The sequence below is a fragment of the Streptomyces sp. HSW2009 genome, from assembly GCF_040240285.1.
Taxonomy (GTDB): domain Bacteria; phylum Actinomycetota; class Actinomycetes; order Streptomycetales; family Streptomycetaceae; genus Streptomyces.
This window is the reverse complement of sequence record NZ_JBEHZD010000018.1, coordinates 1-16,702: the sequence shown is the minus strand read 5'-3', so window position 1 is coordinate 16,702 and position 16,702 is coordinate 1. Positions and strand designations below refer to the sequence as shown.

The window sequence follows — 16,702 nt, the reverse complement described above, 5'->3', positions numbered from 1 at the left end:
GGGGCGTTCCAGTGGACGGCAACCGCGAAAGCGCTGAGAAGCGACCCAACGATCACCTGGGTTCGTGGTTTCTCCGCAGCGGTTGGTCCAAGGGGGAGCTCGCCCGGCAAGTGAACCGCAGGGCCCGCCAGTTGGGCGCGCACCACATCAGTACCGACACCTCGCGCGTGCGCCGCTGGCTCGACGGCGAGCAGCCGCGCGAACCCATTCCCCGCATCCTCTCCGAGCTCCTTTCCGAACGGTTCGGATGCGTGGTCAGCGTCGAGGATCTGGGGCTGCGCATGCACCACCAGGCGCCGTCCGTTTCCGGTGTCGACCTGCCCTGGACCGGGCCCCAAACGGTGTCGCTGATCAATGAGTTCTCCCGCAGCGACTTAATGCTGGCCCGGCGGGGATTCCTCGGCACGTCGCTCACCCTCGCCGCCGGGCCCGCCCTCGTCGAACCCATGCAGCGCTGGCTGGTGCCGAATCCCGGTGGTACTGCCGGCACGGGCCAGGCGGAGGTCATTCGCGTCGATCGGGCGCGGAGCGTGCGGCTGTCCGGGCCGGAGTTGGACATGCTGGAATCCACCACCCGGATGTTTCGGAAGTGGGACGCCCAGTGCGGCGGCGGGCTGCGTCGCAAGGCGGTCGTGGGACAACTCCACGAGGTCACCGACCTGTTGCAGGAATCCCAGCCGTCCCGCATTTCCCGACGGCTCTTTCGCGCGGCTGCCGAACTCGCGGAACTCGCCGGCTGGATGAGTTACGACATCGGCCTCCAGCCCACCGCGCAGAAATACTTCGTGCTGGCCCTGCATGCCGCACGGGAAGCCGGAGACCGCCCCCTCGGCGCGTACGTGCTCTCCAGCATGAGTCGGCAGATGATCCATCTGGGGCGCTCCGAGGACGCGCTGGAACTGATCCACCTCGCGCAGTACGGCGGTCGAGAGTCCGCCACCGCGCGCACTCAGGCGATGCTCCACTCCCTGGAGGCGCGTGCCTACGCCAACATGGGGCAGCCCAACAAATGCCACCGGGCCGTACGGACTGCGGAAGAAACCTTCGCCGACTGCACCCCGGGAGACGGGGACCCGGATTGGATTCGCTTCTTCTCCGAAGCCGAACTCCACGCGGAGAACGCACACTCCTATCGCGACCTCGCTTATGTCGCGGGACGTAGTCCGACGTACGCGCATTTGGCCCAACCCCATATGCTCCAGGCCGTCGAGCTCTTTGGTAGGGAAGTCAGCCAGAATCCGACGAGCCACCAGCGTTCCTACGCGCTCAACCTGATCGGGATGGCCACGGTCCATCTGCTCCAGCGCGATCCCGAACAATGCACCGTCCTCGCCACCCGCGCTTTGGACGTGGCCCAGAAGGTCCGGTCCGAGCGGGTGAACAATCGGCTACGCAAAACCGTGGACAGGGCCGTACGCCAATACGGGCACCTGACCGAGGTCGCTTCCCTGGCGGAGAACCTCCACCGACTGCTGCCGGACTCGTCGGACGTCACGCCCGCCGCGGTCTGACGCGCGCGCCGCCCCAAGCCGGCCGCGGCGGCCACCCCGTACGCCCGACTCGGCCCTCCCGAAGCCCAGTCAACGCGGGCTGGCCCCGCGGCCATCTCTTTGCGCCTTCGTGGCTTCGTACGGCGGTGCGGGGCAGGGAGTGGGCGCGCGGCGGTGCACGGCACGGGGCACGGGGCCGCGGGGCGCCCAGAGCGGGGCGCGGGGTCCGGCGGCGAGGATGTCGCGGCGCAACGGCTGTCGCGGCGTGCAGGCGGCGGACGGGCGTGGCTGCTGCGGGCCGGGTGCGGGGCCCCTGCCGGGGGAGCGGCCGGGCGGGGCGGGAGCCGCGGGGCGGGGCTTACACGGTCCGCACACGAGCCCGGGGCAGGGCCCGGCCCGCACGGTCCGCGCGGGAGGCGGTATCGCATGCGCGGCCCGCGGAGTTCATGCCCGCGTAACACCGCAGACCACTTCGTCATCGCGACGAAACACCGAATGGCGTCCACTGAAACGGTGCGGGGGCAATCTCCTCGGAAAACCGGTTCCTGCAAACCCCGCCCGTACCCGCCTGCCCCCGCCTCGACGAGGCAGTCGTGACGAGGAGACGTCGACAATGAACGGTGCAGATACCGCATTCGTCCTGATCAGCGCCGCACTGGTCATGGTGATGACGCCTGGCCTGGCCTTTTTCTACGGTGGCATGGTGCGGGTGAAAAGCGCCCTCAACATGCTCATGATGTCCTTCATCTCGTTGGGAATCGTGAGCGTGCTGTGGGTTCTCTACGGATATTCGCTCACCTTCGGTGGCGACGTCGGTGGCGGGCTCATCGGGAACCTGGACCACGTCGGCCTCAAGGGCATCGGCCCGGATACGTTGACGGGTGGTGAGCAGGGAATCCCGGTTCTTGCCTTTGCCGTATTCCAGCTCATGTTCGCCGCGCTCACGCCCGCGCTGATGAGCGGGGCGCTGGCTGATCGAGTGAAGTTCAGCGCATGGGCACTCTTCATCACGCTATGGGTCAGCCTCGTCTATTTCCCGGTTGCGCACTGGGTGTGGCAGCCGGACGGCTGGCTCTTCCGGATGCAGGTCATCGATTTCGCCGGCGGCACAGCCGTACACATCAATGCCGGCATTGGAGCGTTGGCCGCGGTTCTCGTCGTCGGAAAGCGCATCGGATTCAAGCGCGAACCCATGCGCCCGCACAGTCTGCCGTTGGTGATGCTGGGCACGGCGCTGTTGTGGTTCGGCTGGTTCGGCTTCAACGCGGGTTCGGCGCTCGCTGCCAACGGCACCGCCGCCGCCATGGCACTGCACACGCAGGTCGCGACCGGGGCGGCCATGCTCGGTTGGCTGGCGTACGAACGGATTCGGCACGGCGCGTTCACCACCCTGGGCGCCGCTTCCGGCGCCGTGGCCGGGTTGGTGGCGATCACCCCAGCGGGCGCACACGTCAACGCGTTGGGCGCGCTCCTGATCGGCGCGGTGGCGGGCGCCGTCTGTTCCTGGGCAGTCGGTCTCAAGGACAGACTGGGTCTCGACGACTCGCTCGACGTGGTCGGCGTGCACCTGGCGGGCGGCTTGGTCGGCACGCTCCTCGTCGGCCTCCTGGCCAAGGACGGCGTGGGCGGACTCCAGCAGTTGGGCAAGCAGGCCACTGGCGCGTTCTCCGTACTCGGGTTCTCCTTCGCCGCCTCCTGGCTACTGGCCAAGCTCGTCGACGCCACCGTCGGCTTCCGAGCAGCCGAAGAGCACGAAGTCGGCGGGGTCGACCAGGCGTTCCATGCGGAGACGGCCTACGACCTCGGGCCCGTCGGAGCCCTCCCCAACCACAAAGCGACACCCCTGGCCACCCGCTCCGTCCTGGCTGATGAGGCCGGTGCTGCACGAACCCTCGAAGCCGCGAACGCGGATGCGTGAGGACTGGCTCTTCCACTGCGCGCCCCGTTCGGCCCGTTCGGTCCGGTGGTTCGGTGCTCTGCTGGAGCGCTCAGGTTGGCGGCGTGTGTTTGCTGAAGGTGGGCTGCCGTTGCTGCGTACAGGAGGCAGTGTCAGCACGGGGCCGGGGCGGCATCGGAGCGCCGGACATGGCGAGCGAGTCGCTGTCGGCGGACGGCACCCGCACGACATGAGCCCACGGGCGGCGGGGCCGTTCCTACACTCTCGCTGGAGCACGGAGCACGGAGCACGGAGCACGGAGCACGGAGCACGGAGCACGGAGCACGGAGCACGGAGCACGGAGCAACGGGGGAGGGGCTGCGGGTTACGGGGTGAGGCGGTTCTGTTTGCGCGAGGCGAAGCGAGGTGCGGCGCGGGACGGAGAGCGGGGCGCCTGCGGTTGGGGCCGGGAAGCGTCCAGGCGGCGTTGCGGGCGTCCGTGCTTGCAGGGTGCCCGTAGGCGGATGTGGGCGCGGGAGACATACGGGAGTCGGCCGTCGCGCGGGCGCACTGCGCTACGCGGGTGGGCTGCTCCGGCCGCCGGGCCTAGAACGTCTGGAGCGTCACCAGGGTCACGCGGCGGGCGTCGCCCTCACCATCGACCTCGATCCGTACCCGCTGCCCGGGCCGCAACAGGCGCAACCCGCCGGCGTCGAAGGCCGCTGCGTCGAACGGCACCGGAGTGCCGTCGTCGAGCAGCACACTGCCCGCGCGCGTGTCGGAGTCGTACGTGTAAGCGGTTGCCTGCATGCGGAGCAGCGTAGCCCGCGTGGGGAGCGGCCCGCGCCGCGTGGTCCGCGCACGGTGCGGTGCCTTCGGCGCGCCGGGCTCTGCGCTCCGTGGCCTGGGCGCTGTGGTGGGGGCTGTGATGGGCGCTGCCCCGTGCCCCTGGGGAGCGGCACGGGGCAACGCTAGCGCCCTCGCCCTGCGCTTGGGGCCCGCTCCGTGCCACGTGCTTGAGGTCTGCTCCGTGCCGCTCCGTGCCGTGCCGTGCCTCAGGCTCCGCGCTCCGTGGCGAACGCTCCGGGCCGCGTCCTGGGTTCTGTGCCCCGCCTCCCCGCGCGTGGTGTTCCGAAGGGGGCGCGGGGCGCGAGGTACGGAGCCGCTGGGGCCGTGCCCCGTACCCCCCTGCCCCGACGCCCCGTACGTGTGTGGCCGAGGTGGGTGCACTGCCTCGCTCGCTTTGGCTTCCGGGATGCCGCGCGGCCCCTTCCCGCGCCGTGCGCCACGGAGCGCAGCGCACGGCGGGGTGGTGGAACCGGGGCGCGGGGGGGGGGGCGTCAGCCGGGAGGGAGGGGGGAGCCGGCGGGTGCGCTGGGGGCCGGCGGCGGGGTGTCGTCGATGCCGAGGAGGGCGGCCGTATGCGGCCCCACTCCCATCAGGACCGCCGCCCGGAGATCGGGCCCGGTATCCACGTCCTGCCGAACACTGGGCACGTCCGGGAGGGAAATGTCGTGGGCACCGGTAGCCCGGTGACGGGCGCGTGAAGGGCCGCCGAAAGCCGGATCTAGTTCCCATTGCGGGGCGGCTGCCAGGAATGTGGTGCCGATTCCTGCGGCGTCCGCCAGAAAGGCGCGGCGGAATTCCGACGCGGCCGTCAGAACGCGGTGGAGTTCCATGGGGCGGAGCGCCGGCAGATCGGCGTTGAGCGCGGCGACCGGCGCTTCGGGCCGCCGCGCACGCACCGTGGCGGCGCCGTGTGCCAGCGCCGCGTTCAGGCCCTTCCCGGGAGTGTCGGGTACGACCAGCGCGCCGAGCGCCGTCAATTCGTCGGCCGCCAGCGGATCGTCCGTGACAACCACCACATCCCGTACCGCGGGACACGCCAGCACCGCCCGCACCGTGTCCTGTGCGAATGCGAGCGCAAGCCCGGGACGCAGGTCATCCGATGTGGCCGCGGCCAGCCGGCTCTTCGCGCGGGACAGCGGTTTCAGCGGCACCACCAGGCTCCAGCCCGTGGCCGCTTCACTCGCTCCGTCTCTGTGCACGTGCATCATTCTTGCCTGCTGCCGAAGCTGCCCGGGACCGCCGGGGTTACGGTGTCCTCGACAGACCAGATACCTGGGGCGACACTTGTGCGGCTGCCCGGGTGGCAGCAACCCAGCAGGTCAGCAGGTCCCAAGAGGAGGACGTCCGAGTGCCCCGCCACAGAATCGGCTTCTGGTACCGCTTGGCCGCGGTCTTCGCGAAGCCGCCGCTCGTGATTCTGTTCAAACGGGACTGGCGTGGAATGGAGAACATTCCAGCCCACGGCGGATTCATCACCGCGATCAACCACAACTCGTATCTCGACCCGCTGGCGTATGCGCACTTCCAGTACAACACCGGGCGCGTGCCACGATTCCTCGCGAAGTCCAGTCTCTTCAAGGTGCCCGTTATCGGGCGGTTCTTCCATGGGCTTCAGCTCATTCCGGTCTACCGCGAGTCCACGGACGCCGCCAACGCCTTCCGGGCCGCCGTCGGCGCGATCGAGAAGGGGGAATGCGTCGCTTTCTACCCCGAGGGGACGCTGACCCGAGACCCGGACCAGTGGCCGATGCGGGCGAAGACCGGCGCCGCCCGAGTCGCCCTGCTGACCAAGGCCCCGGTTATTCCGGTCGCGCAATGGGGTGCCAATGACGTGCTCCCGCCGTACGCCGGAGTAAAGAAATTGCGATTGTTTCCCCGTAAGACCTTCAAGGTGGTCGCGGGGCCGCCGGTGGACCTCTCTGCCTTCTACGGTCAGGAGCCGACCGTCGAGGTGCTGCGCGCCGCCACCGAGACGATCATGGCCGCCGTCACCGAACTCCTCGCCGAACTGCGCGAAGAACCCGTCCCCGCCGAGCGCCACGGACAGTCGAAGAACGCCGCCGAGGGTCTAGGCTCCGTCGACCGTACGGACCGAAAGACCGAAGGGAACGCCACATGACGCGCTGCGCCGTCTTCGGCACCGGATCGTGGGGCACCGCCTTCGCGATCGTGCTGGCCGACGCGGGATGCGAGGTGACCCTGTGCGGCCGGCGCCCGGAGCCGGTGGCCGCGATCAACGAGGGCCGGGGCAATCCCGACTACCTGCCCGGAGTCCAGCTCCCCAGCACCGTACGGGCCACCACGGACCCGGCGGTTGCGGCACGGGGCGCCCAGTTCGCGGTGCTCACCGTGCCGGCCCAGACGCTGCGGGCCAACCTGGCCGGGTGGGCCCCGCTGCTGCCGCCCGACGCGGTGCTGGTGAGCCTGATGAAGGGCGTGGAACTCGGCACCGCCAAGCGGATGAGTGAAGTCATCGAGGAGGTCGCCGGGGTGGGCCCGGAGCGGGTCGCGGTGCTGACGGGGCCCAACCTCGCCAAGGAGGTTGCCGCGCGCCAGCCTGCCGCCGCGGTCGTCGCCTGCCGCGACGAGTCGGTGGCCCAGCGGCTCCAGGCGGCCTGCCACACCTCGTACTTCCGCCCCTACACCAACACCGACGTGGTCGGCTGTGAACTCGGTGGCGCGGTGAAGAACGTCATCGCCCTCGCGGTCGGCATCGCCGGAGGCATGGGGCTGGGGGACAACGCCAAGGCGTCCCTCATCACCCGGGGACTGGCCGAGACGACCCGGCTGGGGCTGGCGATGGGCGCCGACGCGCACACCTTCGCCGGTCTCGCCGGCATGGGCGACCTGGTAGCCACCTGCTCCTCACCGCTCTCCCGCAACCACACCTTCGGTGCCAACCTCGGGCGCGGCATGACGTTGGCCGAGACCATCGCCGTGACCAAGCAGACCGCGGAGGGCGTCAAGTCCTGCGAGTCCGTACTCGACCTGGCACACCGGCACCAGGTGGACATGCCGATCACGGAGACGGTGGTGAGCATCGTGCACGGCGGCAAGCCCCCGCTCGTGGCGCTCAAGGAACTGATGTCGCGCTCCGCCAAGCCCGAGCGCCACTGACCCCACACGCCGCCCCGTGCCACTGGCACCGTGTGCCGCTGACCCATGTGCCGCTGGCCCACGCGCCTCTGGGCCGTGCCCCGTGGCGCGGCGTTGGCGGCGCGTTGGCGTACGCCCCGGAGCGCACGCGAGAGTCACACTCACGCCCCGGAGCGCATTCAGGGCGCGCAACGACCAACCGAGCGGCGCGGGGCAAACGCTGCCCACCCATGGACGGCACACTCGCCCCGTCGCCCCGTCGCCCCGTCGCCCCGTCGCCCCGTCGCCCCGTCGCGGGAGGAGCCGGGGCCGGGGTGGGTGAGGCGGACGTCCGTGTGCGGGCCTCCCGCGCCGTGCCGTTCACCCCGGAAGGCTGCACGGTAAGGCGGTGGGTTGACCCACACCGAGGGCTACGGCGAGCGAGGGCGAGCCGGGCCGTACGGGGCGAGGCGGGGCAGCTGAGATCCGGTAGGGCCGCTCCACCAGGTCCTGGCGGAGAGCCCGTTGGCCGCTCCGTATGGTGCCCGCCGTGTTCTTGCCCCGGCCCGTATGCCCGGTCCGCGGCCTCGCATCCCACCCGCAGCCCGGCCCGCCCCCCGCGGTCGACCGGCCCGGCCCGGTGCGCCCACGGCCAGCCGCCGGCAGCGGAAACAGTGAGGTCAGCGGCCTGCGTTCACCGCGGTGAACGTCGGACACCGGCCGGGGAGACTGCCCGCCGCCAACACCGCAAGGTAATCTCAAGCCGATGAGCAGCGAGTCCACTTCCCCCAGCCCCGTGCCCGCCTCCGGCCCCGTCGGCCGCAAGCCGCGCGTCGCCGTCGTGTTCGGCGGGCGTAGCTCCGAGCACGCCATTTCCGTCCTCACCGCGGGCGCCGTACGGGCGGCCATCGACCGTACGAAGTACGAGGTACTGCCCCTCGGCATCACCGCGGACGGCCGGTGGGCACTGGCCGCTGACGAGCCGGAGCGGATGGCCATCAGCGACGGCACGCTGCCCAACGTCGACCAACTCGCGGAGTCGCCCGAGGGCGGCGTGGTGCTGCCGCTCAACGCCGGCAGCCGCGAGGTCGTCTACACCGAGCCCGGCTCCGTACCCAAGGCGCTCGGCGACGTCGACGTCGTCTTCCCCGTGCTCCACGGCCCCTACGGCGAGGACGGCACCCTCCAGGGTCTGCTGGAGCTGTCCGGCATCCCGTACGTGGGCGCCGGCGTGCTCGCCTCGGCCGTCGGGATGGACAAGGAGTACATGAAGCGGGTCTTCGTCTCCTTCGGGCTGCCGGTGGGGCCGTACGAGGTCATCCGGGCCCGCGAATGGGAGACCGGACCGGCGGGCGACCGGGGCGCGGTGGCGCGCAAGAAGATCGTGGACTTCGCGGCCGAACACGGTATGCCGATCTTCGTGAAGCCGGCCCGCGCGGGCTCGTCGATGGGCATCAGCAAGGTCGATGACCTGTCGGAGATCGACGCGGCCGTCGAGGAGGCCAGGCGACACGATCCCAAGATCATCGTTGAGGCGCTGTTGCGCGGGCGCGAGATCGAATGTGGCGTGTTGGAGTTCGAGGACGGGCCGCGGGCCAGCGTGCCGGCCGAGATCCCGCCGGTCACCGCCCACGACTTCTACGACTTCGAAGCGAAGTACATCGACTCCGCGACCGGCATCGTGCCGGCGCCGCTCACCGCCGAGGAAACGGCGCGCGTGCAGGAACTCGCCGTGGCCGCCTTCGACGCCATGTCCTGCGAGGGACTGGCGCGGGTGGACTTCTTCCTGTTGGACAGCGGCGAGTTCGTCATCAACGAGATCAACACGCTGCCCGGCTTCACGCCCATCTCCATGTACCCCCGGATGTGGCAGGAGAGCGGCGTCAGCTACCCCGAACTCGTGGACCGCCTCCTCCAGGCAGCCCTCAACCGCCCCACCGGCCTCCGCTAGTAGCCATAGCCTCGCGCGCGGGGCTGATTGAACGGCAGCGCTCTCCTCGGTGCCGCGGGTGCGCGTGGGCGCCTCCGGCAGACGTGCATCGCGCCGCAAGGGGGAGTGGCGCGGGCGGCGCGGGTTCGGCCCGTACGACGTGAGGCGGGGCGAGGCGGACGGCGTGTTCGCACGGGTCGTACGTGCACGGTGCGGGCGCCTGCTGGCGCGCCCCGGAGCGCCAGTGGCCGGAGGCGGGGCGCTCCGCACGCCGGCGCTGGCCCCGGCTGCGCGCCCGCCACCGTGCCCCGGAGCGTGGAACGCGCCCCAAGACCGGTCGATGACCGCACGGCAGAGGACGCCCCGTGCCCTATGCCGCGCGTCCCGCACCCCGCGCCCCTGAACGGGATGACTGGCTGCATCGCGGTGTCCGTGGCATCCGTGGCGTTCAGCGTGGTTCGTGCACGGTGGGGCGGGCCGCGGCGCTCGGCGCCGTTTCAGATCCCGGACGGGATGGTCTTCTGCACGGCGTTCGCGAGGTCGGTCAGGGGGTTGACCTCGGGTGCGTACTTCGACGGGACCGTGACCTCCACGAACGCCTTGCGGAGGGTCGTGGTGAACCGGTAGCCGTCGCCTTGTTTCTCCAGCAGCCAGCCGACTCCGTTCACGTCAACGGAGTCGGCCGTGGGGTTGTAATGTTCACTGCCAGGCGTGAGGACATCGGGCCGGGGCACGCCGCACCGCAGTTGCACACCGGGGTTTCCCCACACGGCGGTGAAATCCGACGCGGGATCGGTCTTGCGGCGGTCCAGTCCGTCCACCGTCGCGGGCAGTTCCTTGTGGAGAGCCTTGCAGAACGTGATGGCCCGCGCCGACGGGGAGGGAACCGCGGGCGCCGCGGGTTCGTCGCTGTCAGAGCAGCCCACGGCGGACAAGAGCAGGATGGCGATGGGCAGACGGGGCCAGTGGCGCGGTGCAAAACTCACTGGGCCGAGGATACGGGGAGCTACAGATGCACAACCGGGCAGGTGAGGGTGCGGGTGATCCCGTCCACTTGCTGGACCTTGGCGACCACCATGTGGCCAAGTTCATCCACCGTCTCCGCCTGGGCGCGCACGATGACGTCGTAAGGGCCGGTCACGTCTTCGGCCTGGATCACTCCTGGGATCTTGGCGATCACGTCGGCAACGGCCGAAGCCTTGCCGACCTCGGTCTGGATCAGAATGTACGCCTGTACCACGGAACCTCCAGGGCAGCGACGAGGATCATGTGGGGAGAAGGGACGCCACGGTACCGCGTTGTCAAGCGGTGCGGGGAGACCCGCGCGGCGTACGCGGCGTGGCGCCCGCTGGACGGGACAGCGGAGCGCAGGGCGGAAGAACAGTGCAAAGGGGCGATGGGATGAAGGGCACCGTGGGCGAATTGGGGGAGTTCGGGCTGATCAAGGAGCTCACATCCCGACTCACCACCACCCCGGCGGTCCGACTGGGACCGGGGGACGACGCCGCGGTGGTAGCCGCACCCGACCGTCGGGTGGTGGCCAGCACCGACGTACTGCTTGAGGGGCGGCACTTCCGCCGGGACTGGTCCACCGCGTACGACGTCGGACGCAAGGCGGCTGCGCAGAACCTCGCCGACATCGCCGCGATGGGCGCCGTGCCCACCGCTCTGCTGCTCGGGCTCGTCGTCCCGGCCGACCTTCCGGCGACGTGGGCGAACGAGTTGATGGACGGGTTGCGTGACGAGTGCCAGGTGGCGGGCGCCGCGGTGGTTGGCGGCGACGTCGTGCGCGGCGAGACCATCACCGTGGCCATCACGGCCCTGGGCGACTTGCGCAACCACGAGCCGGTCACGCGCTCCGGGGCGCAACCGGGCGATGTCGTGGCCGTTACGGGCTGGCTGGGCTGGTCCGCGGCCGGCCATGCGGTCCTCTCGCGCGGTTTCCGGTCCCCCCGTGCCTTCGTGGAGGCGCACCGTCGCCCCGAACCCCCCTACCACGCGGGCCCGGCCGCCGCCGGCCTTGGCGCGACGGCGATGACCGACGTCAGCGACGGCCTCGTCGCCGATCTCGGGCACATCGCCGAGGCCAGCAAGGTCCGGATCGACCTGCGCTCCGCCTCGATAGACATCCCCTCGCAGATGTCGGACATCGGGCAGGCGGTCGGCGTTGACCCGTTGCAGTGGGTGCTCAACGGCGGTGAGGACCACGCGATCGTGGCGACCTTCCCGGTCGACGTGAAGCTGCCCGCCCGCTGGAAGGTGATCGGCGAGGTGCGCAACCCCTCGGCGCTGCCACAGGTGACGGTGGACGGCGCACCGTGGTCCAAGGCCGGCTGGGACCACTTCGGCGACATCGAGGACGCCGAGAGCGACTGAACCCCGTACGCGGCGCCCCGGACCCGTAACAGCGGCTCCGGGGCGCTGTTGCGCCGTGCGGGCGCACCGTACGCAGGTACGGGGCAGGTGGCAGAAGCGCCCCGGGCCGGCGCGGACATGATGACGGCGGGCAGGCGGCAGGCGGCAGGCGGCGCTGGCCGTGGGGGAGTGCGCCGCACCGTTGCGCGGGCTCTGATGCGTACGCTCCGTACGGTGCCGTCCGGCGCGCGGACCGCGGCCCGCGCCGGGTGTGCCCACAGCACGGTTCGCCCCTCCCGCTGGACTCGCTTCCCCGCTACTTCGGCGCGGCCACGGCGCCGTTCCACCGCAGTACGGGGCGGTGGGCTGAACTGCTGCACGGCGTGGCCAGGGCTCGGGTCCGGCCTGGTGGGGCCGCCCCGTCGGGGCGTGCGACCGCAGGCGTAGGTTCAGTGACATGACCACCCCCCCCCCGCCCGCGAGCCCCGTGCCCGCCGCCGTACCGCCCCGTGTCCTCACCGTCGCCGGATCTGACTCCGGTGGTGGAGCCGGCGTCCAGGCCGACCTCAAGGCCATGCTGGCGTTGGGCACGCATGGCATGAGCGTGCTCACCGCGGTCACGGCACAGAACTCGCTGGGTGTACGGGGCGCTTGGGAACTGCCCCTGGACGCGATCCGCGCCCAGTTCCGCGCCGTCGTCGACGACATCGGTGTCCAGGCGGTCAAGACCGGCATGCTCGCCTCGCCCGAGATCGTGGAGACCGTCGCCGAACTGCTCGCGGCGCTCGACGTGCCGGTCGTGGTGGACCCGGTCGGCGTCTCCAAGCACGGCGACCCGCTGTTGGCCACGGAGGCGCTCGACGCGGTGCGCACCAAGCTGCTGCCGGTCGCCACCGTCGCCACCCCCAACCTCGACGAGGTGGTGCAGCTCACCGGCGTACGGGTCGGCACGGAGCAGGAGATGCGGCGGGCCGCCGCCGCCGTCCTTGAGTTCGGGCCGCGGTGGGCCCTGGTGAAGGGCGGCCATCTGCCGGGCGACGCGGTCGACCTGCTCACCGACGGTACGGAGGAACACTGGCTCCGCTCCGTACGCCTCGACAACCGCCACACCCACGGCACCGGTTGCACCCTCGCCAGCGCCATAGCCGCACACCTGGCGCACGGCATGCCGGTACCGGAGGCCACGGCGGCGGCCAAGGAGTACGTGACCGGCGCCATCGCGGCCGGCTACCCGTTGGGCACCGGCATCGGCCCGGTCGACCACGCCTGGCGCTGGCGCTAGCCGCCCCGAGGTCCGTACGGCCCGATCAGTTCCGGCGACGGCGGCCCGGCCGATCCGGCGACGCCACCAAGGGCACCGCGCGGCCCGCGCGCACGCGCGAGTACGGACTTGCCGCCGCAGGGGCGGCCGATCAGCCTCCTGCCGGGGCACGGGGCACGGGGCACGGGGCACGGGGCACGGGGCACGGGGCACGGGGCACGGGGCACGGGGCACGGGGCGGGCGGCGCGGCCTCGCGCGCGGGCTGCGGTATGAGGCCAACGGCCGGAGCCGGCTCGGGGCGCACGGAGCCCGGGCCTTGGGCGGCGGTGAGCGGCAGACGGAGCGGCAGGGTGCCCTACGGGGCACGAAGCGTTGGCCGTACGTGGGCTTGACGTGGTGCGGCGCGTGCAGGGCCTTCGCCCCGGGCCGTTGAGGGGCGGCCACCACCGAGGTCCAACGGGGACACGGAGCCGGTTTGTACGGGGCACTGCGAGCGCACCGTACGGCCCTTGTGACGGGGCGGAGCGTGGCTACGAGGTGCGTGGGCCGTACAGAGTCGGCCGGGCCCAGGGCGCGCTGCGGGGAGGCGCGTGCAGGGCTCATGCGCATACGGCGCCGCGCGCTCATGGTTCGGACGCGGACGCGGACGCATGCTTGCGGGACGCTCAGGCGCTGGCGACGGGATCGGCACGCGGAGCGAGTCGGCCCCGAGTCCGTGGTCCGGTGCGCGCTCCGGAGCGTACGGAGGGGCGCGTGCCGAACCGCGAGCGGGTAGCAGGCCGATCGTCCTGAGGGCACAGGCCGTCCTGAGGACACAGAAAAGCCGGTCCGCACGAGGCGGACCGGCTTTGGCAACCGGCTGGCTGCGCTACGACGGGAACGTCAGCGCGCGACCTTGCCGGCCTTGATGCACGAGGTGCAGACGTTGAGCCGCTTCGGCGTCCGACCGACCACAGCGCGCACCGTCTGAATGTTGGGGTTCCAACGACGGCGAGTGCGGCGGTGCGAGTGCGAAATGTTGTTGCCGAAGCCCGGCCCCTTGCCGCAGACGTCGCAGTTGGCAGCCACGGGTCACTCCAAAGACTTCAGATGCACTTACAGTGAATTCCCGACTTGCCGGACCAGTAGCTGGTTGGCGTCGCCGGGGCGAATGGCCCGATCTGATCGGGCAACCGGAGCAGCATACAACGGCTGCTTCCGTACAACGAAACTACCATGGCTTCCTCGGCCCCCGCCCCGGGCGGTCCCCCTGCCCCGCGACTACCCTGCGGGCATTCAGGCTGACACCCCGCATGGTTCAAGGAGGCTGTAGGTGCCGCACCCGTTCGACGCCGAGGCGGTACGTACGTGGTGCGGGCTGGCATTGGAGGCGCTCGGCCGCGCCCGCGAGGGGATCGACGCGATCAACGTCTATCCGGTGGCGGACGGTGACACCGGCACGAACCTCTACCTCACGGTCGAATCCGCCGCCCAGGCCGTCAGCGCCGCGTTCGACGGCCTCGCCGTCACCGGTCCCGCCTCCCGCCCGAGCCTCGGCGACGCGATGGGCGCGATGGCACACGGCGCACTGATCGGCGCGCACGGCAACTCCGGAACCATCCTGGCCCAGATGCGGCGGGGCAGGGCCGACGTGCTGGCCCCCCACGGGGCGCCAGCCGCCCCCGAGACGCCCCGTGACGTACGCCATGCCGACGGCGCCGATCTCGCCCGTGCCTTGTCCCGGGCCGCCGAGTCGGCCCGCCAGGCGGTCGCCCGGCCCGTCGAAGGCACCGTCCTCACAGTGGCCGCACAAGCCGCAACTGCGGCGTCGCAGACAGCGACGGGCCAGCCTTGGCCCACAGCGGACGGAGTTGGCGACCCACGGAAGACGGAGCACGGGGCGGGACCCGAAGCACAGGACCGGGACGCGGCACGGAGCGGGCTGCCGGCGGGGCACGGGACGCGCGACACGGAGCAGGGTCCCGACGGGGCACGGGGCACGGGGCACGGGGCAGCCGCGACAGGGCCCGCAGACACCCCCGGCGGCGCCCCACAGGGTGGCGCGATCCCTCCCACGCCCACTACGGAGCGCGCGCCCGCGCCGCCGTCCGGCCCAGCCGAGGCACCCCACGCGACCGGTACGGCGCCGCATCTGATCGGCACATCCGACGCCGCGACGGTCGGCGCGGAAGCGGGCGCCCTTACGCGCGACGCGCGCACGTGGGCGGAGAACGGGGCAGCGGCAGGACTGGGGCTCGGCGCAACACCGTCGGCACCGCGCACCGGCGCACCATCCGTGGGCGAAGTGGCTCGTGCCGCCTACGTGGGTGCATGTACGGCTCTCGATGCCACCACCGGCCAGTTGGATGCCCTCGCCCAGGCCGGTGTCGTCGACGCCGGCGGCTACGGCCTGGTGACCGTCCTCGGCGCACTGGCCGAGGCGCTCACCGGCGAACGGCCCGCAGCCCCGACCAACCCCCTCAGGACGCTGCCGGACAACGCTGGTCCCGCGCCCCGTGGGGCCACCTCCCGGGCCCCGGAGCCGCGCCAACACCCGTCTGCCCCGTGCACACCGGCGGGACCGTCCGCGGAAGCCCTGCCGTGCTGCCCCGCCGCCACGGACGGTGCCCCCTTGCCGCCGCGCGCGACGAACCAGGACACAGCCGAGCTCCGCGCCAGTGAGCAGGACGGCCAGACCGGTGAGAGCCCCGCGTACGAGGTGATCTACCTCCTGGAGGCAGACGAGACGGCCGTGGCGCGACTACGGGCGAAGCTGGACGCGCTGGGCGACTCGCTCGTGATCGTGGGCGGCGACGGGCTGTGGAACGTCCACGTACACGTCGACGACGCGGGCGCCGCGGTGGAGGCAGGAATCCAGGCGGGCCGCCCGTACCGCCTCCGCATCACGCACTTCGGGGCCGCGGCAGAGCGCCGACGGGGCCACGGAGCGAGCCCGACGGAGCAGGAGACGGGGCGCGGGGTACGGGGCACGAGGCGCGGCACACGGGGCGACCGTGCGGCCCGCTCCGTGGTTGCCGTCGTCCCCGGCGACGGACTCGCCGCCCTCTGCACCGAAGCCGGCGCGACGGTGGTCACGACGCGCCCCGGCGAGCCACCCGCCAGCGGTGAACTGGTGGAGGCCATCCGCCGTGCCCACGCGCGCGAGGTCGTCGTGCTCCCCAACGACGCGGAACTGCGCCATACGGCCGCGGCAGCCGCGGCCCAGATGCGTACGGAAGGCGTGCGGGTGGCGCTCATCCCGACGCGCTCCGTGGTCCAGGGCATCGCCGCGCTCGCGGTGCACGAGCGGGACCGGGGCTTCGACGAGGACGTGGTGGCGATGACCTCGGCGGCCGGCGCCACCCGCTACGCCGAACTGGCCGTGGCGGAGCGCCAGTCCTGGACCATGGCAGGTGTGTGCCAGGCCGGCGACGTGCTGGGGTTGATCGACGGAGACGTCGCGGTCATCGGCGCCGACCTGCTCGGCACCGCCCGCACCGTCTTGGACCGCATGCTGGCCGCAGGCGGCGAGTTGGTCACGCTGGTACTGGGTGCGGGCGTACCGAGCGACCTCGCGGAGCGGCTGGAGCGGCACGTACGGGAGACCCACCTGGCGGTGGACACGGTCAGCTACCGAGGCGAGCAGCCAGCCGCCCCCCTGCTCATCGGCATCGAGTAACCGAACGAGTAACCCGTCGAAATGACCGTCCGGCGCCCGGCCCGTGGCGCCAGGCGCCCCGCTCGCGTCTGCGGCTCCGTTCGGCCGGCCTGCCGTTGCCCACCCGGGTCCGCCCCGGCGGCGCCTCGCCGACCCTCCCGCCGGAGCACGGAGCACGGAGCACGGAGCACGGAGCACGGAGCACGGAGCACGGAGCACGGAGCACGG

The 16,702-nt window shown here is 71.8% G+C and carries 13 protein-coding genes; 8 read left to right on the top strand and 5 right to left on the bottom strand.

The annotated features are described in order from the left end of the window. The first annotated feature begins 11 nt into the window (after positions 1-11). On the top strand, positions 12-1,511 hold the full coding sequence (gene nsdA, locus AAHZ94_RS02655; protein WP_349990195.1) for a transcriptional repressor NsdA: 1,500 nt from the start codon (positions 12-14) through the stop codon (positions 1,509-1,511). 592 nt (positions 1,512-2,103) lie between these two features. Then, positions 2,104-3,408, top strand: coding sequence for an ammonium transporter (locus AAHZ94_RS02650; RefSeq protein ID WP_349990194.1), 1,305 nt, complete (start codon positions 2,104-2,106; stop codon positions 3,406-3,408). Between the two features lie 564 nt (positions 3,409-3,972). Here AAHZ94_RS02650 and AAHZ94_RS02645 read toward each other — a convergent pair. Both AAHZ94_RS02645 and cofC read right to left on the bottom strand, forming a co-directional pair. After that, a complete protein-coding gene (locus AAHZ94_RS02645) occupies positions 3,973-4,176 on the bottom strand; it encodes a hypothetical protein (RefSeq protein WP_349990193.1) in 204 nt (67 codons plus the stop codon). 530 nt (positions 4,177-4,706) lie between these two features. Next, on the bottom strand, positions 4,707-5,423 hold the full coding sequence (cofC, locus tag AAHZ94_RS02640) for a 2-phospho-L-lactate guanylyltransferase (protein ID WP_349990192.1): 717 nt from the start codon (positions 5,421-5,423) through the stop codon (positions 4,707-4,709). Between the two features lie 140 nt (positions 5,424-5,563). Here cofC and AAHZ94_RS02635 point away from each other — a divergent pair, with 140 nt between their 5' ends. From AAHZ94_RS02635 to AAHZ94_RS02625, 3 genes are all read left to right on the top strand, one after another. Next, positions 5,564-6,334, top strand: coding sequence for a lysophospholipid acyltransferase family protein (locus tag AAHZ94_RS02635; RefSeq protein ID WP_349990191.1), 771 nt, complete (start codon positions 5,564-5,566; stop codon positions 6,332-6,334). Further along, entirely contained in the window at positions 6,331-7,332 is a 1,002-nt protein-coding gene (locus tag AAHZ94_RS02630; protein ID WP_349990190.1) for an NAD(P)H-dependent glycerol-3-phosphate dehydrogenase, read from the top strand. The genes AAHZ94_RS02635 and AAHZ94_RS02630 overlap by 4 nt, the downstream gene beginning before the upstream one ends. A 724-nt stretch (positions 7,333-8,056) precedes the next feature. Beyond that, positions 8,057-9,241: a D-alanine--D-alanine ligase family protein gene (locus AAHZ94_RS02625; RefSeq protein WP_349990189.1), complete on the top strand. Its 1,185-nt coding sequence runs from the start codon at positions 8,057-8,059 to the stop codon at positions 9,239-9,241. Between the two features lie 476 nt (positions 9,242-9,717). Here the strand turns inward: AAHZ94_RS02625 and AAHZ94_RS02620 are convergent, their stop codons facing one another. After that, a complete protein-coding gene (locus AAHZ94_RS02620) occupies positions 9,718-10,206 on the bottom strand; it encodes a DUF3515 domain-containing protein (RefSeq protein WP_349990188.1) in 489 nt (162 codons plus the stop codon). A 20-nt stretch (positions 10,207-10,226) separates the two neighbouring features. Then, positions 10,227-10,460: an Lrp/AsnC family transcriptional regulator gene (locus AAHZ94_RS02615; protein WP_349990187.1), complete on the bottom strand. Its 234-nt coding sequence runs from the start codon at positions 10,458-10,460 to the stop codon at positions 10,227-10,229. A gap of 161 nt (positions 10,461-10,621) precedes the next feature. Here AAHZ94_RS02615 and AAHZ94_RS02610 point away from each other — a divergent pair, with 161 nt between their 5' ends. Further along, the gene (locus AAHZ94_RS02610) at positions 10,622-11,596 is read left to right on the top strand and encodes a thiamine-phosphate kinase (RefSeq protein WP_349990186.1); all 975 of its coding nucleotides are present in this window, start codon (positions 10,622-10,624) and stop codon (positions 11,594-11,596) included. Positions 11,597-12,032: 436 nt separating this feature from the next. Then, the gene (thiD, locus tag AAHZ94_RS02605) at positions 12,033-12,857 is read left to right on the top strand and encodes a bifunctional hydroxymethylpyrimidine kinase/phosphomethylpyrimidine kinase (protein ID WP_349990185.1); all 825 of its coding nucleotides are present in this window, start codon (positions 12,033-12,035) and stop codon (positions 12,855-12,857) included. Positions 12,858-13,719: 862 nt separating this feature from the next. On the opposite strand, the gene rpmB is transcribed toward thiD, so the two are convergent. Beyond that, positions 13,720-13,905 (bottom strand): 50S ribosomal protein L28, encoded by a 186-nt coding sequence (gene rpmB, locus AAHZ94_RS02600; protein ID WP_014628431.1) that lies wholly within the window; start codon positions 13,903-13,905, stop codon positions 13,720-13,722. A 244-nt stretch (positions 13,906-14,149) separates the two neighbouring features. Here rpmB and AAHZ94_RS02595 point away from each other — a divergent pair, with 244 nt between their 5' ends. After that, complete coding sequence (locus AAHZ94_RS02595) at positions 14,150-16,495, top strand: DAK2 domain-containing protein (RefSeq protein WP_349990184.1); 2,346 nt, start codon at positions 14,150-14,152, stop codon at positions 16,493-16,495. The last annotated feature ends 207 nt before the right edge of the window (positions 16,496-16,702 follow it).